This window comes from Mesorhizobium sp. GW821-FHT04C10, assembly GCF_059420305.1.
On sequence record NZ_JBWKTL010000001.1, the window covers coordinates 6,135,314 to 6,161,461 of the forward strand.

At 60.1% G+C, this 26,148-nt stretch carries 22 protein-coding genes; 16 read left to right on the forward strand and 6 right to left on the reverse strand.

What is annotated here, in order from left to right; genetic code table 11:
* Positions 1-179 precede the first annotated feature (179 nt).
* Positions 180-1,610 carry a basic amino acid/polyamine antiporter gene (locus tag AC07UC_RS29695; RefSeq protein WP_494908331.1) on the forward strand — a complete coding sequence of 477 codons (1,431 nt, stop codon included), beginning with the start codon at positions 180-182 and terminating at the stop codon, positions 1,608-1,610.
* A gap of 129 nt (positions 1,611-1,739) precedes the next feature.
* On the opposite strand, the gene AC07UC_RS29700 is transcribed toward AC07UC_RS29695, so the two are convergent.
* The gene (locus AC07UC_RS29700) at positions 1,740-2,798 is read right to left on the reverse strand and encodes a helix-turn-helix domain-containing protein (protein ID WP_202323681.1); all 1,059 of its coding nucleotides are present in this window, start codon (positions 2,796-2,798) and stop codon (positions 1,740-1,742) included.
* A 458-nt stretch (positions 2,799-3,256) separates the two neighbouring features.
* Here AC07UC_RS29700 and AC07UC_RS29705 point away from each other — a divergent pair, with 458 nt between their 5' ends.
* The 10 genes from AC07UC_RS29705 to AC07UC_RS29750 all read left to right on the forward strand — a co-directional run bounded on the left by AC07UC_RS29705 (position 3,257) and on the right by AC07UC_RS29750 (position 15,960).
* Positions 3,257-4,450, forward strand: a complete 1,194-nt coding sequence (locus AC07UC_RS29705; protein ID WP_494908332.1) for a M14 family metallopeptidase — start codon at positions 3,257-3,259, stop codon at positions 4,448-4,450.
* Between the two features lie 79 nt (positions 4,451-4,529).
* Complete coding sequence (locus AC07UC_RS29710) at positions 4,530-5,972, forward strand: metal-dependent hydrolase family protein (RefSeq protein WP_494908333.1); 1,443 nt, start codon at positions 4,530-4,532, stop codon at positions 5,970-5,972.
* A gap of 137 nt (positions 5,973-6,109) precedes the next feature.
* Positions 6,110-6,808 carry an MgtC/SapB family protein gene (locus AC07UC_RS29715; protein WP_244735215.1) on the forward strand — a complete coding sequence of 233 codons (699 nt, stop codon included), beginning with the start codon at positions 6,110-6,112 and terminating at the stop codon, positions 6,806-6,808.
* A gap of 20 nt (positions 6,809-6,828) precedes the next feature.
* Positions 6,829-7,410 (forward strand): HdeD family acid-resistance protein, encoded by a 582-nt coding sequence (locus AC07UC_RS29720; protein ID WP_202323684.1) that lies wholly within the window; start codon positions 6,829-6,831, stop codon positions 7,408-7,410.
* Positions 7,411-7,432: 22 nt separating this feature from the next.
* Positions 7,433-8,569 carry an efflux RND transporter periplasmic adaptor subunit gene (locus tag AC07UC_RS29725; RefSeq protein WP_494908334.1) on the forward strand — a complete coding sequence of 379 codons (1,137 nt, stop codon included), beginning with the start codon at positions 7,433-7,435 and terminating at the stop codon, positions 8,567-8,569.
* Positions 8,566-11,724: an efflux RND transporter permease subunit gene (locus AC07UC_RS29730; RefSeq protein ID WP_494908335.1), complete on the forward strand. Its 3,159-nt coding sequence runs from the start codon at positions 8,566-8,568 to the stop codon at positions 11,722-11,724. Before AC07UC_RS29725 ends, AC07UC_RS29730 begins: the two co-directional genes overlap by 4 nt.
* 670 nt (positions 11,725-12,394) lie before the next feature.
* A complete protein-coding gene (locus tag AC07UC_RS29735) occupies positions 12,395-12,937 on the forward strand; it encodes an HdeD family acid-resistance protein (protein ID WP_494908336.1) in 543 nt (180 codons plus the stop codon).
* Positions 12,938-13,134: 197 nt separating this feature from the next.
* Complete coding sequence (locus tag AC07UC_RS29740; RefSeq protein ID WP_494908337.1) at positions 13,135-14,814, forward strand: alpha/beta hydrolase; 1,680 nt, start codon at positions 13,135-13,137, stop codon at positions 14,812-14,814.
* A 206-nt stretch (positions 14,815-15,020) separates the two neighbouring features.
* Positions 15,021-15,542, forward strand: a complete 522-nt coding sequence (locus tag AC07UC_RS29745) for a DUF1269 domain-containing protein (RefSeq protein WP_494908338.1) — start codon at positions 15,021-15,023, stop codon at positions 15,540-15,542.
* 73 nt (positions 15,543-15,615) lie between these two features.
* Positions 15,616-15,960, forward strand: coding sequence for a hypothetical protein (locus AC07UC_RS29750; RefSeq protein WP_494908339.1), 345 nt, complete (start codon positions 15,616-15,618; stop codon positions 15,958-15,960).
* A gap of 232 nt (positions 15,961-16,192) precedes the next feature.
* Here AC07UC_RS29750 and AC07UC_RS29755 read toward each other — a convergent pair whose 3' ends face one another.
* The 3 genes from AC07UC_RS29755 to AC07UC_RS29765 all read right to left on the reverse strand — a co-directional run bounded on the left by AC07UC_RS29755 (position 16,193) and on the right by AC07UC_RS29765 (position 18,449).
* Positions 16,193-16,387 (reverse strand): hypothetical protein, encoded by a 195-nt coding sequence (locus AC07UC_RS29755; RefSeq protein ID WP_140775140.1) that lies wholly within the window; start codon positions 16,385-16,387, stop codon positions 16,193-16,195.
* A gap of 71 nt (positions 16,388-16,458) precedes the next feature.
* Positions 16,459-17,661, reverse strand: a complete 1,203-nt coding sequence (locus AC07UC_RS29760) for an alpha/beta hydrolase (protein ID WP_244735216.1) — start codon at positions 17,659-17,661, stop codon at positions 16,459-16,461.
* A 176-nt stretch (positions 17,662-17,837) separates the two neighbouring features.
* Complete coding sequence (locus AC07UC_RS29765) at positions 17,838-18,449, reverse strand: META domain-containing protein (RefSeq protein ID WP_494908340.1); 612 nt, start codon at positions 18,447-18,449, stop codon at positions 17,838-17,840.
* A 692-nt stretch (positions 18,450-19,141) separates the two neighbouring features.
* Here AC07UC_RS29765 and AC07UC_RS29770 point away from each other — a divergent pair.
* The 3 genes from AC07UC_RS29770 to AC07UC_RS29780 are packed head-to-tail and all read left to right on the forward strand — an operon-like array spanning position 19,142 to position 21,109.
* The gene (locus AC07UC_RS29770; protein WP_494908341.1) at positions 19,142-19,384 is read left to right on the forward strand and encodes a hypothetical protein; all 243 of its coding nucleotides are present in this window, start codon (positions 19,142-19,144) and stop codon (positions 19,382-19,384) included.
* Between the two features lie 8 nt (positions 19,385-19,392).
* Positions 19,393-20,445 (forward strand): helix-turn-helix domain-containing protein, encoded by a 1,053-nt coding sequence (locus AC07UC_RS29775; protein ID WP_494908342.1) that lies wholly within the window; start codon positions 19,393-19,395, stop codon positions 20,443-20,445.
* 55 nt (positions 20,446-20,500) lie between these two features.
* Entirely contained in the window at positions 20,501-21,109 is a 609-nt protein-coding gene (locus tag AC07UC_RS29780; RefSeq protein ID WP_494908343.1) for a L,D-transpeptidase, read from the forward strand.
* 221 nt (positions 21,110-21,330) lie between these two features.
* Here the strand turns inward: AC07UC_RS29780 and AC07UC_RS29785 are convergent, their stop codons facing one another.
* Both AC07UC_RS29785 and AC07UC_RS29790 read right to left on the reverse strand, forming a co-directional pair.
* On the reverse strand, positions 21,331-21,651 hold the full coding sequence (locus tag AC07UC_RS29785; protein WP_494908344.1) for a hypothetical protein: 321 nt from the start codon (positions 21,649-21,651) through the stop codon (positions 21,331-21,333).
* A 282-nt stretch (positions 21,652-21,933) separates the two neighbouring features.
* Positions 21,934-22,350 (reverse strand): BA14K family protein, encoded by a 417-nt coding sequence (locus AC07UC_RS29790; protein ID WP_140775135.1) that lies wholly within the window; start codon positions 22,348-22,350, stop codon positions 21,934-21,936.
* A 722-nt stretch (positions 22,351-23,072) separates the two neighbouring features.
* Between AC07UC_RS29790 and AC07UC_RS29795 the strand changes: the two genes are divergently transcribed.
* Together AC07UC_RS29795 and AC07UC_RS29800 are read left to right on the forward strand one after the other, a co-directional pair.
* Entirely contained in the window at positions 23,073-24,548 is a 1,476-nt protein-coding gene (locus tag AC07UC_RS29795; RefSeq protein ID WP_494908345.1) for a Do family serine endopeptidase, read from the forward strand.
* Between the two features lie 398 nt (positions 24,549-24,946).
* A complete protein-coding gene (locus AC07UC_RS29800) occupies positions 24,947-25,930 on the forward strand; it encodes a helix-turn-helix domain-containing protein (protein WP_140775133.1) in 984 nt (327 codons plus the stop codon).
* Positions 25,931-26,148 lie beyond the last annotated feature (218 nt).

Genomic DNA, 26,148 nt, shown 5'->3' on the forward strand with positions numbered 1-26,148 from the left:
AAGCAGTAAATCCGGACGTCGGCAACCGGTTACACGAGCCACGGGAAAGGTTTGGGACGTCAGGTATACTGGCGGGATTTTATGCCAATCACATGGGCGTCAGACTCGGGCTAGGTTGCGGGCGTGACAAAGAGGCCTCCTGAACGGTCCATCGGCCAAAGGAATTGTTGATCCATTCGATGAACTCAGCCGTTCAGCAGAAATTCTCGATATGGACCCTGACGGCCATGGTCGTCGGTTCGATGGTCGGCGCGGGCATCTTCTCGTTGCCGCAGGCCTTCGGCCGCGAAACCGGCCCGTTCGGGGCCATGATCGCCTGGGCCATTGCCGGCGTCGGCATGCTGATGCTGGCGTTCGTCTTCCAGACCTTGTCGCTTCGCAAGCCAGATCTCGACGCGGGCGTATACGCCTATGCCAAGGCCGGCTTTGGCAACTATCTCGGCTTCCTCTCAGCCCTCGGCTACTGGTCTGCCGCCGTTCTCGGCAACGTCTCTTATTTCGTGCTGATAAAGTCGACGCTAGGGCTTTTCTTTCCGGTGTTCGGCGACGGCAATACCGTCACGGCGATCGTCATTTCCTCGATGCTCCTGTGGATCGTGCATTCGCTGGTCCTGCGCGGCGTCAAGGAAGCGGCGGCGATCAATACCGTCGTTACCTACGCCAAGATCATTCCGATCTTTCTCTTTATCGTTTTCGTCATCTACGGCTTCAGGGCAGATATCTTCACAGCCAATTTCTGGGGCGGGGAAGAAGTCAGCGTTGGCGCCATCGCGAGCCAGGTTCGCGGGACGATGCTGGTGACCGTATTCGTCTTTGTCGGAATCGAAGGCGCGAGCGTCTATTCGCGTTACGCACGCAATCGCGGGGATGTTGGGGGCGCGACGCTTCTTGGTTTCCTCGGCGTGCTGTGTCTGCTCGTGCTGGTGACCATCCTGTCCTACGGGATCATGCTTCGTCCCGAGCTGACAGCGCTGCGCAATCCATCCATGGCCGGCGTATTGGAGGCGGTGGTCGGACCATGGGGCGCCAAGTTCGTCAGCTTCGGCCTGCTGATCTCCGTTGCCGGCGCCTATCTGTCCTGGGTGCTGCTGGCCGCCGAAATCCTGTTCACCGCATCACATCACCAGACCATGCCGCGTTTTCTTGCACACAAGAACAAGCATGGCGTGCCGTCGAGCGCGCTCTGGCTGACCAATACGGTCGTGCAGGTCTTCCTGATCCTCACGCTGTTTGCTCAACAGGCCTTCAGGCTCGCGCTCGAACTGACGAGTTCCATGATCCTCATCCCTTACCTTCTCGTCGCCGCCTACGGGTTCAAGCTTGCATGGAGTGGTGAGAGCTACGAGAACGACCCCGCGGCGCGGCGCGTCGATTTCGCAAGGGCAGCAATAGCATTGGTGTATACCGCCGGTCTCATATACGCCGCCAGCGCCAAGCACCTGCTGCTCTCGGCCGCCATCTACGGACCGGGTACGATCCTCTTTATCATGGCTCGCAAGGAACGCGGGCAGAGGATATTCACTCCCGTCGAGATGGGGATGTTCGCCGTCGCCGCGCTTGGCGCGGTCGCGGCAATCTACGGCATCCTTGCCGGCCTCATCGCGGTCTAGGGCGTTTCACCGTTTCACCGTTTCACCGAAACGGTAAAACGCTCCATCTCTTTGTTTCAACGCAATTCCCCAGGGAAAGCGCTACGCACTTTTCCCGGGAAAACCGATCACACTTTTCCTGGAATCTCTCTAGGGTCCAAAGCTGTTTCGCAGCAGAAGACCGCTCAACGTGTGTGCCCTGCTCTCGGCATGACCGATGTGCTGCAAGGTCGCGGCCTGGGCACCTCGCCAGCCTTCCGCGCGTGCCTCCTTTGGCGTGATGCCGAATTCCTTCCTGAACATCCGGCTGTATGCCGATGGATCCGTGAAGCCCCATTCCCCGGCAACGGTGGAGATCGGTCGTCCATCCAGGCTGTCAGCAAGTATATCGCGTGTCTTGATGAGACGTTTGTGGCGAATATAATTCGAAACACCTCCAGCGGATTCAAATATCCGGTAGAGGCGGGAGCGGGACACGCCGAGGTCGCGGCAAAGCCTGTCGGGTGTCAAGTTCCGATCGCTCAGGTTTTTTGCAATGATCTTGGCGGCGCGCTCGACGATCACGGCGTCTATCACACGCTGTGCCTCGGTGACGCGCTCATGCGATGGCAACAGGCACGCGGCCAGCAGATTGGTGGTCGCAGTGGCAATGTGCGGTATGTCCACCGCTTTCAGATCGGGAAGCGAGCGGTACAAGAGCAGCACATAGTCCGCCAAGAAGCGTTTCGACTCCTCGCGAATTTCGATCCTGGATGATTGGATGAATGGCAGATCGCGGGGCAAGAAAAGCGCAAGAAGGGCATCATCCTCCATCATGCATTCATAGGGCTCTGCAAAAGATTGCAGGGTCGTTTTCACGACCTGCCAATTTCCAGGATGCCTGCCCTTGGATAGGGGCAGGCTCAAATACCAATTGTCTACCGAAGGGTTTTTCAAATGCCGCCAGCGCCAGCGACAGCGGTAGGCATTGCCGGGCAATTCGAGGAACATGACACCCAACGTTCCCAAATCCCACACTGTTTCATGTGCTGGAAACGAATGGCTCTGGTCTTGCAGAAGTTCAGCGTCGGCAACACCTTGATGCCAGCTTCGAAACAGGTCGAATTGCTCGGCGGGTGGTGCCGAGGAAGTGTCCATGTCGACGACGCATTGCAGGGGCTCGTCATCTGCTTTTCCGGATCGCCCGGCGGCATCATCCTTGGCATCCATGACAACTCTCCGTCTTATTGCTGCAACACGGATCACGTCTTCTTCATGATAGCCTAGCCGCCTCAAGCAGACCAGTTGCCGGGGGCTAATGTAGCGCCTGCCAGTTTCGCAGCATCGAAATCACACTAACCAATCGTTAAGCTGTTATCCGGCCTTTCTGATTGATCTGCTGGCTAATCCGCGGACCGATCCTGATCACGTGCATCGAAGCCCGAGGCGGTTGTATCGCACCCGGCGCTTTCACATGAGTTGCGGGGGCTGTCCTTTCAGTATGCAAAGCATCCCAATCATAGACCACCAGTCCATTTTTCTTGTCTGAGGCTGTACTCCCTGAAACGTCCGGTGGACTAATGCCCGAACACCATGCGCTCAACAGGGATCGGCAGAGATGATCTGGCCGCCCCGTAGGCGTCACCGCGAGATCCGCAGCATGATCCTGATCGGCAAGGGGCACAGCCATGGCGAATGAAACCAACGAGGGCCTCGGCCGTCGGGACTTCATGATCGCATCGGTCGCCACGATCGGCGCCGCCGCTGCGCTCATGGCCGGACCGGCGCAGGCACAAACGGGTTCGGCACCTGCGACTGCGTCCCCCGCCAGCACGTCGGGAACCGTCTACACCGGCGATGTCATCGACGGAAAGAAGGTCATCAGTTCGCTTGACATCTCGGATCTGGAACCAGGCAAGCACAGCTTTTATTTTCAGGGCGTGCAGGCGCCGACGGGCCAGCACTGGCACGTGTCGGTGATGGTAGCCAAGGGCTCGGCTCCCGGCAAGCGCGTGGGGCTGATCAGCGGCGTGCACGGCGACGAAATGAGTCCGATCCGCACCTTGCAGAAGGTCATGGAAGCGCTCGATCCCGCCGCCATGTCCGGATCGGTGGTGGCCGTATTCGACCTGTCGCGCCCGGCCCTCGAGTCCATGGGCCGCAGATGGCCGAACTCAGGCCGTGGCATCGACCTCATCGACATCAACCGCGTGTTCCCCGGCAACGAAGACGCCGCCGACGCACCGTCGCGGCACGCTGCCCTCGTGTTCAACAGGCTGCTGAGGCCGAATCTCGACTATGGAATCGATTTTCATACGAGCGCCACCGGCATGGATTGCACGGCGTTCCACCTGGCGCGCATGGATTTGCCGGAAGTGCGCGCGATGGCGGAACTCTATCCAATCGACCAGATTTTCGACAATTTCGCCGAGCCGGGCATTCTGCCGAACGCGCTTATAAACGTCGGCATCCCCGCCTTCACGCCGGAGATCGGGCGTCCTCGTGTCTTCGACAATGACATGATTGCGCTGTTCGTCGAAGGAACAATGAATGTCCTTAAGCTCCATGGCATCATTTCCGGCCCGATGGGCAGAACGGGCAAGGACACGAATATCTTCGTCGCCGATGGAATGGTTCCGATAATCGCGACCCATGGCGGCTTCGTCGAGCTTCTGGTCGAACTCAATCAGGCCGTGCAGGTCGGCCAAAAGCTCGCCGTTCAGAGGAACACGTTCGGCGAGATCGTCGCGGAGTACATCGCGCCGGTTGTCGGCGAGGTTGGCGGACGGCGCACCGACGCAACGGCCGAACCGGGAACGACGATCGTGTTTCTTCTCTTCGATAGCGCCAATCCTGTCGGCGGAGACGTGCTGGTCGAGTGACGGGATCTGAAACAACAAGAACAGCGACACGAAGCGCCGCCCGGCAGGTGCCAGTGTCGCTCAACCGAAAGCAAAAGACATGCTGCGGCTAGGCTCCAAGTACGGTCACCTCGTTCACAGTTCCGGTTGCGGCTGCTTCAACCCCGACCTTCAAAAGGCTTCCCGTCGCCTGGAAGCCTTTTCGCGGCGCAGTTTTCTTTCCGGTCTTGGGGCCACGACCATTGCCGGCGTGCTGGCCAAGCCTGTGTTCGCGCAGACGGCCGCGCCTCCCTCCAAGATCCTGTTTCGCGAGGTTCGACTTTTCGACGGCAAATCGGGCACGGTGAAGGATGGCGCTCAAATCCTGGTGGAGAACAACAGGATTTCCAGCATCGATATGACGAACGCGCCTGCGCCGAGCGACGCAACGGTGGTCGGCTGCCGCAATGGCGTGCTTATGCCGGGTCTGATCGATGCCCACTGGCATACGATTTTCGCGGCGGTTCCGCTGAACATTCTGCTGAATGGCGATCCTGGCATCATCTTCGCCGCATCCACGGCCGAGGCGGATCGCACCCTGATGCGCGGGTTCACCACCGTTCGCGATTTGGGAGGCCCCTCCTTCTCGTTCAAGCAGGCCATAGATGCCGGAATGATTCCCGGTCCGCGCATTTTCCCGGCTGGCGCGATGATCACGACTTCCGGAGGGCATGGCGATCTTCGGTTGCCAAGCGAGATTCCGCGTGACGGCGGCAAGCTCAGCAAAGGCGAATTGCTGGGCGGATCGGCCATCGTCGACGGTATCGATGACCTGAAGATGCGCATACGCGAACAGCTTCTCCAGGGCGCATCGCAGATCAAGCTGGTGGGCGGTGGCGGCGTGTCGTCGCCGCGCAGTCCTCTGGACATGGTCACCTTCAGTGAAGATGAGCTTCGGGCCGGCGTCGAGGTCGCGCAGGATTGGAATACCTACGTCACCGTACACGCCTATACCCCCCGCGCCGTGCAGCGTGCGCTGGCCGCTGGCGTGACCTGCGTCGAACACGGCCATTTGATGGACGAGGAAACGGCAAGGATGATCGGGGAGAAGGGCGTGTGGCTCAGCATGCAGCCCTTCCTGACGATGGAAGATGCCGCATCGGCAAGCGGACCAGGCGTCGAGCGCGCCAAGCAGCTCTTCGCCGGAACGCCAAGGGTGTACGATTTTGTCCGCAAGTACGGCATCAAGACAGGGTGGGGTTCCGACGTGCTGTTCTCGCCCGAACTGGGGCCACGCCAGAATGTCATGCTCACGCATCTGGCCAATTGGTACAAGAATGCCGAGGTCCTGCAGATAGCGACATCGGTCAATGCCGAGTTGCTTGGCCTCTCCAATCTCCGCAATCCATATCCTGGCAAGATCGGTGTCATCGAGGAGGGTGCGTTTGCGGACCTGCTCGTGGTCGATGGCAACCCGGTCGACGACATCAGGCTGCTTGAAGACCCGCAGAAGAACTTCACGGTGATCGTGAAGGACGGTCGACTGCACAAGAACATCCTGTGAGCAGCGGCGGAACCGCATATGCTGCACTCACCGCGCGGCGCCCAGTCAATCCATCCTGACTTCATGGCCTTGACGAACAAGCGATCGCCGAGGGCCTCGTCCTCGGCTGGCCGTGATGTCAGGCATCGGCGCCGCCAATGATGGCCGATCTGATAGCAGCGCATTCGATCATGCTGAAGCTGGCGCTATCGCTGCTGCTTGGACTTATGATCGGCGTGGAGCGCCAATACAAGCAGCGCCATACCGGGCTCGTGACCCATGCCCTGGTTGCGCTGGGCGCCGCGTCTTATGCATCCTTGCCCGGCGCGCTTGGTCTGGAACTGGATCTGCGCATGGGATCTCAGGTGGTGACCGGCATCGGCTTTCTGGGTGCCGGCCTGATCATGAGGGATGGCACCAGCATAAAGGGGCTGAGCACGGCCGCCACCGTCTGGAGCACTGGAGCCGTGGGGGTGTTTGTCGGCTACGGCTTCTTGCTGCTCGCGGCAGAAACAACCTTGTTCGTGATCTTGTCGAATATTTTCCTTCCCCGACTTGCTCTTCACGTGGCCGGATACTCTGCCCTGCCCGCGGATAGCGAGAGAATTTATCTTATAAAGATACAGTGCGATCTGCAAAAATCGGATGTCGTGAAGTCTTCAGTCATTCAGGCGGTAGCAATGAAAAACCTTAGACTTATGTCCATGGACAGCGACGCCAATGAGGACAAAGGTCTTTCGGAAATACACGTCTCCGTTGCCCCTGAAAAAGGAGAAGAAAAATCTATTGACGCCCTGATCGGCTTCTTGGCCATGAAGGAAATTGTTCATTTCGTCGGGCGCGAGACCGATATCTAGAAGGTGCTCGGAGCGGGAAGATGACAGGAAATCCAGACCAATCCCCTGCGACGGCATCCGAAAGAGCCGAAACCGAGCAAGGCAAATGGCGCCGGTTTCTGCTGTTTGGATTCCTCTTGCTGGCTGGCGGAGTATTTTCCGTCGCGGTCCCGGCCGTTTCCAATTTCGCGTCCAGTGTCGTGTTCGCCGTCGCCCTGATCGGGGTTGGCGTCACCAAGGTTATACAGTCCCTTTGGATCAAAAGCTGGACCGGCTTCGTATGGCAGGAGCTGACCGGTTTCTTCGAGCTCATTGGCGGCATCATGATTTACTTCAATCCTGTAAAGGCTTCAGCCGCGATATCGCTGTTCATTGCTTTCGTATTATTCGTCCACGGAATCCTTCAAATAATAATAGCAATCGAGGTCAGGAAGGCGAGCCGATGGTATTGGTTCGTCATTTCCGGTGCCGTTGCCGTACTGGCAAGTCTATCCATAATTCTGAAGTGGCCAATGGTCAGAGAGATGCCAACTGGCCTTGTGGCCGGCTTCTCCCTGATGATTGCTGGACTGGCGTATCTCGTCATTGCGCTGAGCGTGCGCAAGACGAAGATTTTGTCTTGAGAACAGGATGCGAGGATCCGCTATGGGAAGCAGTTTCGATTTTCGACCCGCGGTCGCGGCGGCCGCATTCCTGGTCGGAGTGGCCGGCTTCACGGGTACGGCGCATGCGCAGACCGTGCAACCGTCGGCGGCAGTGCCGGTGGTGGTGGAAAAAGTTCTTTCCGGCCCGGCAAGCCCGCCGCTGACGTATAATGCGCAGGTCGAGGCGATCGAGGCGGTCGACATACAAGCACGCGTCTCCGGCCTGCTGAAGGCGGTCAAGTTCTCGGAAGGCCAGGGCGTGAAGGAAGGCGACCTGCTTTTCGAAATCGAGCCGGATCAGCTGTCGGCGGCACTGATGTCCGCGCAGGCGCAGGTGGCCAGGACGGAAGCCACGCGCAACGCCGCGCAACAAAGCCTGTCACGCGCCAGGGACCTGTTCAACCGCAGGACCATTCCGCAGGCCACGTTGGATGACGCGCAGGCTGCATTCGACGTCGCCGCAGCGGACGTCCAAAGCGCCAATGCAGCCCTCAACACGGCCGAACTCAATCTTTCCTACGCCCAGATCAAGTCGCCCATCGACGGGACCATCGGCCGCTCCCTGGCGACGCCTGGAAATCTCGTGGGGCCTGGCTCCGGACCGTTGGCGCGCATTGTGCAACTCGACCCCGTCCGCGTCGCATTCTCGATCGCCGACAGCACCTTGGTCGACATCAGGCAGAAACTCGCTGGCGGGCAGAGCATCGATCGGAACCAGTTCCACCTGAGCCTGTCGCTTGCCAACGGCACGCAATACGCTTCGCCGGGGCGGGTGCAGTTCATCGACAATGAGGTCGACCTGCAGACCGGGACCGTGGCCGTCCGCGCGCTGTTTCCCAACCCCGACCACATATTGACGCCTGGCCAGTTCGTCCGGCTCACCGTCGTCGACGAAGCGGCCAAGGAATTGCCGCTGGTGCCGATGGCGTCCGTTCTTCAGGACCGCCAGGGCAAATTCGTCTTCGTGCTCAACAACAATACCGTGACCAGGCAGGCGATCACGACCGGCGCGCGCATCGACAATCGGTGGGCGGTGACGAGCGGATTGAAGGGCGGCGAAACAATCGTCATCGAGGGGTTGCAACGCATCTCCGATGGTCAGCAGGTCACACCACGCGAAGCGGAGCGCGCGCCATGATCTCCGATCTCTTCATCCACCGCACAAGGCTTGCGATCGTCATCTCGATCCTCATTTCGATCGCTGGTGCGATCGCGGTGTTTTCCCTGCCGATACAGCAATATCCGCAGATTACGCCTCCAACGGTCACCGTGTCGGCTTCCTACCCGGGAGCAAGCGCGGAAGTGATCGCAGACGTGGTCGGCGGCCCCCTCGAGACGGCCATCAACGGCGTGGATCACATGATGTACATGTCGTCCACCAGCTCCAACGCCGGCCAGTACACACTGTCGGTGACCTTCGAAGTTGGAACCGATCCAGAATCGGCGCAGATCAACGTGCAGAACCGCGCCCAGCTGGCGATTTCGCGCCTGCCGGCGGCAGTCGCCCAGCAAGGTGTATCCGTGCGTGCCCGCTCGCCGGATTTCGTCCTGGGCATCGCTTTCTATTCTCCGGACGACAGCCTCGATGCTCTGGCGATCACGAATTTCATCACCACGACGGTCGCTGACGCGATATCGCGCGTGCCGGGCGTGGGCGAAGCTTCCGTTGCCGGCGCCTCGGAATACTCGATGCGGGTGTGGCTCAATCCGCAGCGCATGGACGCGCTCGGATTGACGCCCGATGACGTTTCCGCCGCCATCCAACGACAGAACATCCAGGCCACGCTCGGACAGGCCGGCGCGCCGCCGCAGGCACAAGGCTCGGAACTGCAATACACGCTGGTCGCGCAGGGGCGGCTGAGGAGTGCCGAGGACTTCGGCGACATCGTCGTGCGCACAGGGCCCTCGGGGGCCAAGGTCTACCTGCGCGACATAGCCCGGCTCGAACTTGGAGCGCTAAGCTACGCTTCGAGTGCCAGCTTCGCCGGACACGCGTCGGCGATGATGCAGGTCAACCAGTCTCCCGGCGCCAACGCCATCCAGACCGCAACGGCGGTCCGCGCCGAACTGGAGCGCCTTTCGTCACGCTTCCCGAAGGGCATGCAATATCACATCGTCTACGATGCGACCCGCTTCGTGAATGCCAGCATCTCGCTGACGACCAGAACCCTGCTTGAAGCATTCCTGATCGTGCTCGCCGTCACCTATGTGTTCCTGCAGGATTGGCGCGCCACATTCATCTCGGCACTTGCCATCCCCGTCTCCATGCTGGGCGCCGTGGCGGTGCTGTTTGCCGCCGGCTATTCGCTGAACATGATTTCCCTTCTGGCACTGGTGCTGGCGATCGGCCTGGTGGTGGACGATGCCATCCTCGTTGTCGAAAACGTCAAGCATGTGCTGGAAGATACGCCTGACATCGGGGTCGCCGACGCCACGCGCAAGGCGATGCATCAGATCACCGGGCCGATCATTTCCACGACCCTGGTGCTGCTTGCCGTGGTGACGCCGACGGCGTTTCTCGGCGGCATAGGCGGCCAGCTCTACCGCCAGTTCGCTGTGACCTTGTCTTCGGCGCTGGTGATCTCCTCTTTCGTCGGCTTGACCTTGAGTCCCGCGCTGGCCGCACTGCTTCTGCGGCGCGATGTGGGCTATTTCAAACGTGGCCCGCTGGCCTGGTTCACGGGATTCATGAACAAGACGCGCGACGGCTATGGACGGCTCGTCGGGTTTCTGGTGGGGCATTGGTATGTACCGCTGGCGGGATTGCTTGCCTGTTTTGTCGCCGCCTATCTGATCTTCATCGCGCTACCGTCGACTTTCCTGCCCGACGAGGACCAGGGGGCGCTGTTCGTCGACATCCAGTTGCCGAATGCCGCATCGCTCGATCGAACGAAGGCCATCGTGGAGGATGTGCGCAAGATTCTCGCCGACACTGGCGGCGTGCAGGACGTCATAACGGTTGCGGGGTTCAGCATCCTTCAGTCGACGAGTTCGCCGAGCGGCGCAATGGCGGTAGCGGCGCTGAAGCCGTGGGATGAGCGCACGTCCAAGGAGCTGCAGCTTGCCGGCATCCTGCAGGCGCTGCGGATGAAGTTTTCCCAAATCCCGGGAGCGAACGTCGCCGTCTTCGCTCCGCCGGCGATTGCCGGCATCGGCTCGGTCGGTGGCCTGGACTTCCGCCTGCAGGCGCTTGAAGGACAGCAGCCGCAAGAGATCGCCCAGGTCGTCGGCGCCCTGCTCGGCGCCTTCAATCACCTGCCGGAGCTCGGCGGCGCCGCCACCACCTTCAGCGCGAATGTCCCGCAGGTCTATGTCGACGTCGACAGGACGCGCGCCGAGGCGCTTGGGGTAAGCGTGTCGGACGTCTATTCCGCCATCGGCGCGGCCTTCGGATCGCGCTATGTGAATGATTTCACGCTCAATGGCCGCGTGTTCCAGGTCAATCTGCAGGCGGATGCAAATTTCCGCGCCCATGCGGAGGACATTTTCAAGCTGCACGTGCGCAGCCGGAACGGCACCATGGTGCCATTGAATAATCTGGCGTCGTTGACGACCATCCTGTCGCCGTTCGCCATTCAGCGTTACAATCTGTCGGTTGCCGCGCCTATAAACGCCATTACGGCGCCTGGAAGCAGCAGCGGCGCGGCCATGGATGCCATGGAGAAGACGACCGCCCAGGTGTTGCCGAACGGCTATGGCTTCGAGTGGTCGGGACTGTCGTTCCAGGAGCGCCGCGGCAGTGGCCAGGAGGGGCTGGTCTTCGCGCTGGCGTTCCTGTTCGCCTATCTCTTCCTTGTCGCTCAGTATGAGAGCTGGTCGCTTCCGTTGGTCGTCATTCTTTCGCTCGGAGCCGCTCTCTTTGGCGCCGTGGCGGCGTTGAGGGCCTTTGGGTTGCAGAACAGCCTCTACGTGCAGATCGCCATTGTGCTGCTGATCGGGCTGGCGGCGAAAAATGCCATCCTGATCGTCGAATTCGCCAAGGAGCGGCGTGCTGAAGGCCTCAGCATAATGCAGGCCGCGCGGACCGGGGCCGAGCAGCGCTTCAGGGCCGTCATGATGACAGCGGTCTCCTTCATTCTCGGAATCATTCCCCTTGTCGTGTCGACAGGCGCCGGCGCAGGTGCGCGGCGGGCTGTTGGCGTTACAATCTTTGGAGGCATGATCGCAGCCACGACGATCGGCTTGTTGATCGTTCCTGGGATCTACTTTCTTGTCCAGACAGCAACCGAACGCCTGTCACTGAGGGCGTCACGAGATCATGCTCAACAAAATTCGATCAATCCACGCCAGTGAATGTGTCGGTAGACCGTCTGCTGGAAGAACCAGCGCCAACGGTTTGACGTGATCTAAAACGGGTTAGGCCGTGGTCGCACAAGCCTGCCTAAATTCGCCACGCGCTAGGCTTCTTCGATCTCCGCTCCCGGCACGACAGGCGGAGGTCCCCACCAGCAATTCGTAACAGCCCGCCGACCGCAGTCTTCCTGGCCGCCAAACATGGACAAATAGTCCAGATCCTTGGCCTGGCGTCCCTAAAGCACCAAGGCACCTTGCCAGCTTGTTGACATCGCAGCGGCCTGTGAACTGATGGTTCTCACAATACTTTCGTGGCGAGAACGAACATGTTCAGAAATTCCCTGGCGGCTCTGGCAGTCGCGATCAGCCTTACGGTGCCGACCGCGGTTCCCTCATTCGCGGAGGTGGCGGCGTTCAACATGCCGGTCGGCTCCAGCCTCAACAACGGCAGAGCGATCACGTGCGGCCAAGGTCAGAGGCTGCTCCAGAATCGTGGCTTCCGAGATGTCCGCCGCGTGAGCTGCCGCGGGCCATTTTTCAAGTATCATACACGCCGTGCCGGCGGCCGATTTGAAGTGACGCTTAATTCCCGAACGGCTCGCGTCGTGGATATACGCCGTGTCCGTTGGTGAGTGGCGTCGCATTCAAGGAAGTCGGGAAGCCATAGACAATGACGAACCCGTCGACCGCTGAACAGCCGGCGCGATCCGCTTCCGCCAATTCGGCCATAGGAGTGGTGTTTATCCTTGCGGGTTTCTTCGTCCTGGCCGACGTGACCCTTGCCACCACCATAAGTACCCTTCTTCTTGGCGTCATCGTCATATGCGCGGGGTTTGTTGAGATCGCCATGGCGGTATGGGCCGGAGGATGGCGTGGCTTTCTGTGGCAGACGTTTCTCGGCATCCTGTACGTCATTTTCGGTTGTGTGCTGATCGGCATACCCGCTCTTGGATCCGCGATCCTCACCTGGATTTTGGGGTTCGCGCTTTTGATTTCAGGGATTGGAAGAATATTGTTGGGAAACCGCTACTTGCGTAGCGGCAGGCGGCTGATGTTTGTTTCCGGCTTGTTCGGCCTGGCCGCGGGCCTCCTGATACTGCTTGGATGGCCCTCAACCGGAATTTGGGTGATAGGGGCACTTTTGGGTATCGACCTCGTAGCCCACGGACTCGGGTGGCTGGCGGCTGGGGGCCGACCGGCGGTCTCGGCATAAGCGCGGTTGATTTGGCACTGTCGCAGCCAAGCGATGCATGGGCGCCACGGCACGGCTGCTTGCACGGTCTCTCCTGACGCGATAATGGGGCGTTGACTGTGAATTGATTTCGACGTTCCGAACTGTATCTTGAGATACTCGAGTGTTCTCCGCCGAACACCTCCTCTATTCGACAAAGTAAAACTGGCAACACAGGCATGGTAGCATTCGTTGCAACGCGGCTATCTGCCGACCTCCTGGTGAGGTTCTTGCGCTCGCTTTCCGCCGGAGGCGTTGTCCTAGGCACCTTGTTCTTCGTGGCCTCGCTAACCCCTACGCTCGTTCCCCGAACTTATGTGACACAAGGTATTCTCTCCGGCGCCTGTTTTGCAGCCGGATATGGGATTGGGGTCGCCTGGCGGTGGCTCTGGCAATACATGCAACTGCCGGAACCCAATGGCCGCGTCCAGAGATGGCTCAAGATCGCCTCGGCGCTGGTGTGCACCGTCATCGCCTTGTCATTCCTATGGCGAACGACCGAGTGGCAGAACTCGATCCGCGGGCTGATGGGGCTCGAACCGGTGACCAGCGCCCACCCGTTCGAAGTCTGCGTGATCGCGGTCATCGCCTTTGTGGCACTCATTGTGTTGGCCCGCCTCTTCAAGGCTGTCTTGCGCTTCACGTCGAACGCCGTCGGCCGTTTCGTGCCGCCGCGGATCTCGCAGGTGATCGGCTTCACCGTGAGCGCCCTATTGTTCTGGACGATCGCGAACGGCCTTCTCATCCGCACAGCGCTGCATCTTCTCGACTCGTCCTTTGCAGCGTTCGACGCGCTCATCGAACCCGACCGGGTGCGCCCAACCTCCCCGCTCAAGACAGGCAGCGCAGCCTCATTGGTCGCTTGGGAGAAACTTGGACGAGCGGGCCGCGAATTCGTCGCGACCGGCCCCAGCGCGGCAGAAATCCAGGCCTTTACCCAAGCACCTGCGCTCGAGCCGATCAGGGTCTATGTCGGGCTTGGGGCAAGCGATACTGTCGAACAGCGCGCAAAGCTGGCCCTCGACGAGCTGATACGCGTTGGCGGTTTTGACCGCTCGGTGCTGATTGTCATCACGCCGACAGGGACCGGGTGGGTCGATCCCTCGGCGATGGATGCGGTTGAATACCTGCACAATGGCGACGTGGCGAGCGTCGCCATGCAATATTCCTATCTATCGAGCCCGCTGTCGCTGCTCGTACAGCCGGGCTATGGCGCGGAGGCTTCGAGGGCGCTGTTCGCCGCCGTCTACGGTTATTGGACGACCCTGCCGAAGGACCACCGGCCGAAACTGTACCTGCACGGACTAAGTCTTGGGGCGATGAATTCCGAACGTTCGGCTGAGCTCTTCGAGATACTCGGCGATCCGATCCAAGGTGCCTTGTGGAGCGGGCCGCCTTTCGAAAGCAGGATTTGGCGGCGGGCCACCGATGCGCGAAACCCCGGGTCGCCTGCCTGGCTGCCGCAGTTCGGAGACGGCTCGGTTGTCCGCTTCATGAACCAGCATGGCGGGACGGTTGCGCCGGGTACACGATGGGGGCCCATGCGCATCGTCTACCTGCAGTATGCAAGCGATGCGATCACCTTCTTCGACTATCGGGATCTTTACCGGCGCCCCGACTGGATGAGCGCACCGCGCGGTCCTGATGTGTCACCACAATTGCGGTGGTATCCGGTGGTGACGATGCTGCAACTGGCACTCGATATGGGCATGGCAACCTCGACGCCGATGGGTTACGGGCATGTCTACGCGCCCGAGCACTATGTCGACGCCTGGTTTGCCGTGACTGATCCCAAGGGTTGGACCGCCGACCGGATAGAACAGTTGAAACGACACCTCGCGCAGCGCAGTGGAAGATAGCCCCACCAGTGCGGCAGAGCGCCCCGCAACCGCGTCCAAAACGCTCATCAGACATGCCGTGCGAAACGCCGCCCATCAGGAAAATCGCCGAGCCCGATGTAAAAATGGGACTGACGGCACATTGCCTGGATTTACGGCTCAATCCTTCGGCGTCTCGGCTGTGTAAGAAACCTCCACTGCGTAGAGTCTCACCCTAGGGGGTTCATATGTCCGACCTGATCGTCATCGTATATCCGACCGAGACCAAGGCTGAAGAAGTGCGCCAGCTCCTTCTGACATTGCAAAAGGAATACATCATCAAGCTGGGTGACGCGGTTATCGCGACCAAAACCGAAGCAGGCACGATCAAGCTCAACCAGCTGATGAATACGACCGCCACGGGCGCGATCTCCGGCAGCTTCTGGGGAATGCTCGTCGGTCTCCTCTTCCTGAATCCGCTGGTCGGCCTTGCCGTCGGCGCCGCATCAGGGGCCCTTGGCGGCGCCCTGACCGATGTTGGCATCAACGATGCGTTCATGCGCGATCTGTCGACCAGCATCCAGCCCGGCAACGCCGCGCTTTTCGTCCTCGTCCAGGAAATGACGGCAGACAAGGTGCTCAAGGAAATCCAGGGTTTCGGTGGGGTGGTGCTCAAAACATCCCTGGACGAAACCAAGGAGCAAGTCCTGCGCGACGCACTTCAGCGTGCGTCGGCGGCGGCCGCCCAGGAATCCGGCTCAAACACCTGATGGCCCGCAGCGTCGGAATTTTTCCAGGGTGCGGCCTCCGGCTTCCCTGCGTGTCGGGCCGCATTGATTTGACATGTCCGGTCTTGAAATAGCGATCCTGCTTATATTCGAGGCGGTTTGCGGAGCCGCCGGAGCCACGGCCGCGGCCCGGCTGTGGCGCGGGATCGGTTTTGGATGGAAATCCATCGCCGCCATCGGCGCGCTTGGGGGCTTGATTCTGACACTTCTTGCCACGCTGTTTCCAGGCCTGGCGCGCTTCGTCGGCTATATGGGAGGTGCTTTTGACGCCCTGTCACGTGGCTCCGGCGGGTTCACACTTGAAATATTGATCGGTGTGGGTGTTGCCGGACTTCTGGGCGGCATCATTGCAATCTGCATTGCCCGGCTTGCCAGGGGCACGAATAGTTCTCCTCGATAGAGCCGCGATACAGAAGCTCGACGCGTATCGACGGCATTGGCCTCGCCGTATCGGCGCAACGGCAGCGTCGGGCAATGGCCGAACCAGCCTGCGATTGCCAAATGGGGACGCTTCTCCAACTGGCCGCGTGCCGAGTTGAGGTACGATCGCTCCGGAGCGGTCCAGCGATTGGCAGGATCGCTGAACCACCCTAACCATCTGTTCTTGGGCAACCCCGAACGAAAATCGCCGCTCAAGGCGTCCCGTTGTTTCGACGGGCGATCTTCAGAATCAAGAGAATGACGCCGATAATCAGAATAAGGCATCCGCCCAACAGGGTTGAGGTCGAGCCATAGCGGTAACCAGATGCAAGAATGAGAAATCCCACAACCAGAAAACCGATAGCGGTCAATTTGTTGACCAGCAGAGACCCTGAATTTACAGCCATAGTCACCTCCATAGAAACAATGAAAGAAATTGGACACTCGTCATCTGCGTTCTTGACCAGATCCTTCGAGCTTATCTCGACACATTGCCACCATCCAAAACCGGCCGAGATTGTCCAGTGCTCAACCCCTCAAGAATTCTGACCGGCAGGTGGATCGCCAGGGCGGCATTTTCGAATACGGCCTGTCCCGCCTCCGCAACCTTGCCGTTGGCAGTTGCGTCTTCGTCGGTCATCAGGCGGCGCAGGAGACGGTCAGAGCCCAGCAGTTTGATCAGCGTGCCCGAACTTGCGAACCCGCTATGTCCGCCACCATCGACGTCGGAGATGTCGATCACCTGAACATTTTTCTTCTGGAGAAGCGGAATATTGAAGCCACTGCCGATCCTGTGGCCGCCGCCAGTCAGGCGCCTTGAGATATTCAATGCCCGGTCGCGGCGCGAAACGATGACGGTAAACGGCTGCGGAAGCACGGGGATATCATCGACCTGACTGCTGAAGACATCCGGATCGATGTCTGGGGCGGCCAGCATGACGCCACGTATCCTTGGGAAAATACGGCTCTCGCCTCTCAATGCCAGGGTTCGCAGCGCCTCCATCACGACATATGAGCCCATTGAATGGCCGACGATGACGATCCCGCTCGCATTGGACCGCGCTGCGATTTCGATCGTTTCGGCAAGGCCGTTCCTGGCCAGCAGAGCGCTGTCCCGATCAAAGAGGTAACCGCTGAAGGATGCGGCGGACGCCCACGAAAAATGCAGCGGCACGGAGGAGATATTGTAGTCGTGAACGATCTGGGCGTTGCGAAACAAGCCCTCCGCAAAGTTGTTGTTATAGCCGTGAACAAAGATGAATATTTCCCGCTGTGATGGCGGGCGCTCTGCCAGTCGCGCGTTCAACAGGGACAGGAATGACTTGCTATCGGCAATGGGGGTGAGATTGCGTGCCGAGAAATGGCGCGCCGGATCAGGGATATCAGATGAAGTCTCGACCGAACCGGGTCTATGGGCCGCCGGCACGAGAACGTTCACCTGCGAAAAATTCAACGCCAAGGAGCGATCACGAGAGTAAGGCGGTTCGGGTGTAGCGGACGCTGCACGCGTAGTCGCTACAAGGAAGGGGATCGTCGACAAGTACCGCGCATCGGACTGAGTGGGAGAGGCAAGGCCAGTGACGGCCCTTGGACCGGCGCAACCCTGCAGAAGCGCCGCCAACAAGATGAGCGGAACAAGCCGTATCGCGGTTTTCTTCATGCGGCTGACGGCACCGACCATGTGGCTGTCCCGAGACCCGTTTCAAGTTGCGCGCGCGGCGATGACAGACAAACACATGATAGCCGTGCCACTAGTGAAGGATAGAGCACTGAATTCTTGATGAAGTCGTCATTGCCTATACCTTTTCCTGCGCGACCAGCCCAGGCCGGCATTAGGGCTCTCCTCGCGAAGAGCGTCTATTTCCCCAGGCTTACGAGCGTCTGGCCGTCCTTGCCGAGAAGCCGCAGTTGCCCTGTCGATGCGACCTCGAAGCGACGAACCGCTTCGAGGGCGGCCAGAAGATTGCGCTCCTGGTCCATGAGCGGTTGATCGCACATCATCATGGATGCGCCCGTCTCTGAAATCGTCAAACCTTCCCCGTTCAAGGTGAATTTGCCAAGAAATCGGTTGCACGAGCCATTCCCGTGGATGCTTCCGTCCTGATCGAAGGCAAGGGTGGGCTGGGATCCCGCAACAAGGGCCGATCCAGCTATCATTTCGACAGGCCAATCCCCGTGAAGCAGGTCTGCCGGTTCGCCCGCGCACCCTGCCAACTTGCGGTCATCCACCATCACGGTCGCGGTTTTCGGATATGGCATTCCCGTCATCGTGTCGGCGCACACCGCTTCCGCAAGCGTCAGCGTGAAGTGTCGGCCATCAACAGTCGCGGTGTATACATCGGTACCGTCCTTTGTTGTGGGCTGCGGCACCGGTTCAATCGTGAAGGTCTCTCCCTCCAGGGCACGAAAGGAAATCGCCTTGTCGGACACCACGACTTGCCAACCGGGTTCGTTGCCGCGCGCTGTCAAGGTGGCAGCCTCGGCACTGTCTGCGGCGGCAAGACAGAAGACCAAGAATGGCGCGGCGATCCTGAACAGGGAGCACGATCTTCTGGACAGAATTACTACCTCCCATGATCGCCAGCCGACCATATTTTTCTGAACACGGGTCAGTACCGGCCGAATGACGGTCAAATCACCAGCGGTTGTTCAAACCGAATGTCCCATGTCCGATGGAGAGTCCACGCCACCGACCGGAGAACAAAGCCCGGAGCCGAAAAAATGGACGGGATGCCTAGAGTTGGGATGGCCAGCGCACTCGCCGGATTTCCAGAAGGAAGAGCCTACCTCCGGCGTCTGCTCGCTCCCGGCGCCACAGGAAGCAGAAAACGACGACTGTCTGTGCAATGGTTTTCCCGGAGCCAACAATCTCAACGATCCGAGACATGATTTTGCGTCCTCTCTGTGCGTCACGAGAAATCCACATGTTGCTCGATCAGTCTCATTGCGAAGCGCAAGAAATAAACGCCTGATCCACGTTTGGGATTCACAGCATATTCCAAAAAATCGCAGTGCCGGCTTAGAGTTACTTCAATCCGATCTCATCCTCGGCGGCAGTTTGACGATCCAATTTATTGTTTGTTTTCCTTTGCGGGAAGTCGGCCTGTCGCGCAATGAACTGCCCAGATCATGGCAGCTCTCATGCGGGACAGGAGTTTGTCATGGACGCAAGAGTAAGCGCAGCCGGCATTCCCAGCGATCCCCACGCTGCCGAACCCTTGAGATGCGCCATCGACCAGAGCACCGCGTCGGTGCCTCCAGCCGAACAGTTCGACTTCTTCCGGACCTGGTACGCCGGGGTTGCCGAGATGCAGCTTCTTCGTGCCGAACAGCCCCTGTTCCCGGCCCATCATCAGGTGTGGCGATTGGGAGATCTGGGGCTGTCACTTTCTTCCAAGCGATGAGTTGTCTCATGCAGGCACGCACTATCAGCGGAAGCGCCAGGACCGGCACCACGGAGCCTCTGAGGTGCGTCGTCGACATCGACACCTCTTCGGCGCCGCCCGCTGAACAGTTCGACCTCTATCGAAGCTGGCACGCCAACATCGCCGACATCGAATTGCTTCGGGACAAGTTCGGTTCGTTCGCCGCGCGCGAGCGGGTGTGGCAGCTGGGCGGCCTCGTCCTGGCCTGCATCGAATATCCCGGAACCGGCTATCATCGCCGCTGGAGCAGCAAGAAGAATCCGGTCTTCGATCATTGGCTTCTCTGCGTGCCGCAAACAATCCCTTCAGGCGGCGGGCAGCCGCGGAGTGGACCGCTGCGCTGGCAGTGCCTGGCGACACCGCATCAGGGCCAGGGCGAGGATGATGGCGTGATTTGCCTGTTCCTTCCGCGAGACTTCGCGTTCTCGCAGCCCTTCACGCTCGACATCCGCCAGGAGATGGCGGCGTTCGTCGCCGATTACATCCTGCTGCTTTATCATTCCCTTCCAAACCGCACGGAGAACGATGTTCCCTATATAGCGGCGGCGACCACCAGCCTGCTCGCCGCCTGCATCTCCCCGTCCCGGGATCACTTCTTCGAGGCCCAGGAACCGATCGATGCCGTCATCATGGCCCGCGCCAACAAGCTCATTGCCGCCAGGCTTGCCGATCGGGACCTGACGCCGGAAAGGCTCTGCCAGGAACTCTCGATCTCACGCTCGCGCCTCTATCGGATTTTCGAACCGGCTGGCGGCGTCTCACACTACATCCGGCGCCAGAGGCTGCTGAGGACAAGGGATGTCCTGGGCGACAGCACGGACGGACGGCCGATCTCCAGCATCGCGGAGGAATGGGGCTTTGTAGACCCCTCCACATACAGCCGAACATTCAGGAGAGAGTTTGGAATCTCACCCAAGGAGGCACGCGAGGCTGGCTGGCTGGGCATCAACCATCCGCCCCTGGCCGAGCGACCAGGCGACGACAGACCTTCCCTAAACAGCCTTCTGGCCAGCAACTATCTGCTTGGCCGCCAACTGTAGAACACGTAGTTAGTGAATTCGGCTGACGTGACCGGATCGAGGATAGGAGATTCATTTGGTAAATTCTTTAGACAGACGGTCCGTCATTGTTGGAGGCATATCATTTCTGGCGCTGTTTGGTCGCGCGGAGGCCTCCCAGAAGAATTGGTATATCGGGAGGATCCCAGACAAGCCGTTTGACGTTCCTCTCGTCGACAAGGGAAATATTCCCCAGCAGTTCCGTCGGCAAACGGTGCCTTACTTGGGCAAGGAACCTTTGGGAACAATCCTTATCAACAAGCAAGAGCGCTTCCTGTATTATGTCGAAGATGCCGGCAGGGCGATCCGCTTTGGGATTGCAGTCGGTCGCGACGGACAGAGATGGAACGGAGAGGCGATAGTCGGACGAAGAGCCAAATGGCCAACCTGGACTCCCACCGCCAACATGCGACGCCGCAATCCGAGCTTGCCGCAGCGCGTCCCCGGAGGCCCAAACAATCCTCTCGGGGCACGGGCGCTGTATCTGTATCGCAATGGCCAGGATACGCTTTACCGCATCCATGGGACCAATGAGCCGTGGAGTATCGGCAAAGCCGCATCGTCCGGCTGCATCCGGATGTTGAACGAGCACATTTTTGAACTCTACGGGACAGTACGCAACGGCGCCCGCGTTATCGTTCTCTAGCAGGCAGTTGAAAGACTGTTTTGCTGACGGAACGTATCAGAATCAGGCCGAGCGCAGATCGGATTCAAACGGGTATCCCCGATCCTACGTCGCCGCCATGCCTCGGCCGGTGTTCGTGGTTGCAACAGAACAGAGCCGATGACGCCGCCAGCCGGCGATGCAACGCGCGAACCGAACGGGCGGTCTTTGCATTTCAATTCTCCTTACAGGGAGATAGATACTCAACCGCCGGCGCATTCGGACGGCACAGCTCGGCCAACGCCCCACGACAGGCGTCCCTGTATGATGGTGATCGTCCATCGGCCGTTCGAATAGGTCGTTCCTTCCGGCCCCATCGAGGGCAGATCAACCTCGGCCGCGTCGTTGACGGACACGGAAGCGCGATCACCGAGGAGACGCACTGCCAGACGCGTGCCGTCCTGGCATGTGTAGTTGCTGACCGGATAGGGATTGCCCGCGCCAATCGACGCGCCTGACGCGGAATGCTCGAAGCTTGCAATCATCAGGGTGCTCATTGCCGCGATCGACAGGTTTCTCAGCACGATAGTCTCTCCCAAACTGGCGCATCAGCGCAATCGGCCAATATGGCGGAGACATTCCGTAGGATGTCACCCGTGCGGACATGTGTAAACTGATCGGCAAGGCCCGTTCAATCATGCATCTTCTCGGAAATGCTCTTTGAGCAGGCGGGCGCTTCCGGCCGACTCACGCCAACGGCGTTGTTGGCCTTTGCCTGGGTCGGTACTTGCTCCGGTACCAGCTTGGATTCAGCCGTTGCAACAAATCCAATCGGGCTCGCCAGAACCAGCGAGCCCGCAGGACGCTCAGAAGGGCGAGATGCACTGCCGGCGCGGGCCATTGTTAGGCTGCCAGCTATTGTCCGAGACTCGATAGGAGCGATAACGCTGCGAGCACCAGTTCACATGGTTGTTCCACGCGTTGTGATTGTGCTGGCGAGCAGCCGAGACCGCCATCCCGCCGAGCAGCATTCCGCCAATCACGCCCGCCGCGACGGCCCCACTATTGTTCCTCGAATGACGGTGGTGGTGACGGGAGGGCCGATGATGAGGAGGCCTGTGGTGCGGTGGCCGTACTCCGTGTCCCGGTCTATGGCGGGGGGGCCTCCTCAGATCGACGTTCGTGACCGTATCGGAGACTGACGGCCTCAACGCTCCGACGGGCATTGCCCATGTGGGTGCCGCCATGCTTGCGACGAGCGCGGCGATGATGATGCGCTTCATATGCCTCTCCGTTAGCTGCGTCCGCCGCCGTACAACCTGCCGCCGCGGATGGAGTCAAATCGAAGCAACCTTACGCCAGCACGTCGTCTTGTTGGAATATGCCGTGAATCCCAAACGTGGATAGGGCGTTTATTTTTGCACTGCCTCCGTTAACCGCGTCCGCTGACCGCACTTCCTCGATGCCCACGACAGGCCTCCCGCCCTCTCTCGTCGAGACGAAAATCACCCGTTGGACAGCGCCCCACCCCACGAAAAGTCACAATCTAGAGCCGCTTCCCGGCGGCCGCGGGAAATGACGACAAAGGCGAGCCTGATGGTATGCGCGCCGCTTTCAAATGCGCCGCCATACAATCAACGTATAGGGCACTTTTGACGAAATTTGACCGGAAATCGCCGGCGCACGACCCTCGAATCAATGTAGCGTAAACACCGAATAAGTCGGACGGTATATTGTATTTTTTTGATTTCGATATTGGTTTCTTTGACATCGAACAATCATCTCTTTCGATGCACCTGAATTACAGATCATACAAAAATCCAAGTTACAATTTTGCAATCTTTCCAAAAATAAGCCGACAGCATCTTTATATACATATGCTCTCAGTCTTCGGAAAAATGACAAAACTTTCATGCAACGGAAATGGCGCTGTAATGTGTGCCCCTCTAGTCCTCCTCCCCAGGACGCTCATCTGGAGCGCATCCTTACAAGAGGATCCCAACTCATGACTATCGCCCACAATTCATATTCCAGCACGCGTCGGCGCCTGACAGCGGCCGTGGCGTCACTGGCAGTCGTCGGCGCTGTCGGCGCCACCGCGGTTTTCTCCGGAACGGTTCCCGTTCTGGCGGGTGCCGTGCATGTCGATGCGCCACAGTCGACGGGCTTTGCCGACATCGTCGAACGCGTCTCGCCCGCGGTCGTCAGCGTCAAAGTCAAGTCGACGATCCAGCCTGCGGCCGATGAAGGCTCCGACGACCAGGATGGCTTCGACAACCTCCCCGACAACCCGCAACAACACGACTTCAAGCATGGCAATGGCAAGGCGCGCCCGGTCGCGCAAGGCTCGGGCTTCTTCATCTCCGAGGACGGCTACCTCGTCACCAACAATCACGTCGTCTCGGAAGGCTCGTCCTTCACGGTTGTCACCAGCGACGGCAAGGAACTCGACGCCAAGCTGGTCGGCACCGATCCGCGCACCGACCTTGCGGTGCTGAAGGTCGACGGCGGCGACAAGTTCACCTATGTCGACTTCGCCGACGATTCCAAGGTTCGCATCGGTGACTGGGTGGTGGCCGTCGGCAATCCGTTTGGCCTTGGCGGCACCGTCACTTCCGGTATTGTCTCGGCCCGCGGCCGGGACATCGGCGCTGGCCCCTATGACGATTTCATCCAGATCGACGCTCCGGTCAACCACGGCAATTCGGGCGGTCCGACCTTCAACCTCAACGGTGAGGTGATCGGCGTCAATACAGCCATTTTCTCGCCATCGGGTGGCAGCGTCGGCATTGGCTTCGACATTCCGGCGTCAACCGCCAAGCAAGTCGTCGATGACCTTATGAAGGACGGTTCCATCAAGCGCGGCTGGCTCGGCGTTGAAATCCAGCCGGTCACCGCCGAGATCGCCGACTCGCTCGGCCTGAAATCGGACAAGGGCACGCTGGTGTCGAACGCCCAGGACGCTGGTCCCGGCGGGAAGGCTGGCATCGTCGCCGGTGACGTTATCACGCAGGTCAACGGCAAGAACGTGGACTCGCCGAAAGAACTCGCCCGCACGATCGGCGCCTATGCGCCGGGCAAATCGGTCGACGTCACAGTCTGGCGCGACGGCAAGAGCCAGACGATCAAGGTCGATCTGGGTACGCTGCCGTCCGGCGACAAGCAGGGCTCAAGCGATGACGGCAAACAGGCCGCGCCCGCCAAGACCGACGCATTGGCCGATCTCGGGCTGACCGTCACCAAGTCGGACAACGGCAAGGGCCTTGTGGTCACCGATGTCGATCCCAACAGCGATGCCGCCGACCACGGCATCCAGCCCGGCGACGTCATCACCACGATCAACTCGGCCAAGGTGAGCACCGCCGGCGACGTCACCAAAGCCATGTCGGATGCCGCCAAGGCAGGACGCAAGGCCGTGCTTATGCAGATCACACGTGACGACGCCAACCGCTTCGTCGCTGTACCGGTCAGCAAGGGCTGAGAACGTCCCCCGAGACCAAACCTGGCTTTCGGGGGCCGCTTCAGAACGCTGAGGGCATCGCTGGCGTACTCGGGGTGTGCGGCGCTTTCAGCTAACGAGCTTCCTCGCAGCGAAGTCTGCCGCCAAGCCGCTGCGGGGAACAAGGAGCCGAACACATCCGTCAATCGTGGTGTTCGCTCCTGGCGGCAGCGGGCTCCCCTACGCCCGCTGCCGTTTCGGCGCCGATGTCGACCCGTCCGCCCGCAACATTGCGCCTGCCATCAGTCACGTGATTGGCGTTATATATCGTAACCTTGATTTGACCTGACCTGCGACGGACAGCTGATGATCCTGTTTGCCATCGTGGGGAACCGCGTCCGGTATCTCCCAGTTCGGACGACACTTTGTGGAGGCCATGGATGTTGGAGGCACCGAACTGGTACGCGCGTAAATACAACTCCGTCGTGGCCCGTACCGGCGGATCCGATCCCGACGCGGAATTCCATATCCGGCAGATCGGATCACAGCGCCATGCATCGCGCCTGGCAACCATCGACTATGGCGACGCATTCATCCTCGACCTGCAGGACAAAGGTGGCATCGCGATGTCGGGGGCGATCAATGACGATGCGCTGACGGCGGTATTCCTTTGGGGTGAAGGCACCACCTTCAACGGGCAACGGAGTGAAGTACCGCGGTTGCGGGTCATCGGCCCGGGAACGGAATTCAACCTGGAGATGCCCGGTAGCTATCGCCTCATGCGGATCGGCCTGCGTAGGTCCGCGCTCGATTCTCTGCGTACGGCATCTGCTTCCCGCCTGGACGGGCGGAACTGGCTGATGCCTGGGGTGCACGGGCAGCGCTTCGCCCCGGCAACCGAACTGGAGCTTCAACAGAAGCTGCTGCTGACCGTTGGATACGCGCAGGCCGCCGCCGCGCGGCCTGGCTACGACCTGAGTGCCGGCCTGGCGGTTGCAGCGAGCGAGGCGGGCGCCGCGCTCGCGCAGGTGCTCTTCCACACGGAGGGCCCGCCCGCCCGCGGCCTCGGTTCCGGCGATCGACGCGATATCGTCGACGCCACTCTCGCCATCCTCGAGACGAAACCGCACGGCCCGGTTTCGGTCAGCGACGTCTGCGGGATACTGGGCGTCGGCGAGCGAACGTTGGAGCGCGCGTTTCACGAACACCTGGGGGTCAATCCCCGCGCCTATGAGCGGGAGCGGCGGTTGCGCGCGGCGCACGGCCTCATCCTGACGCAGGGCGATCGCCTCTCGATCACCGACATCGCCATGAGCTTCAGCTTCTGGCATCTGGGCCGCTTCGCGGGGGCCTATGCGGCGCTCTTCGGATGCTCGCCCAGCGAGACGCGGCGGCGCATTTGGGGGCACGCGCCGCAAGATTGATGGATGTCGTCGATCACGGCTTCAACGCTTTCCGGCAGCCGCTCCGCCCTGTCGGAAAGTGGATAGAGATTGGCTCGCCCTCAGGAGATTCTGGTGATGCGGCGTCGTTGCCGCCGGAGCGCCGCTGATCCGCGGATGCCGGGAGCCAGGGTTGGCCGAAATGCAGGAGAGCGGAATGGTGTCCGATCAGCCTTTATAGGCGCAGCCGTCATGCCGCC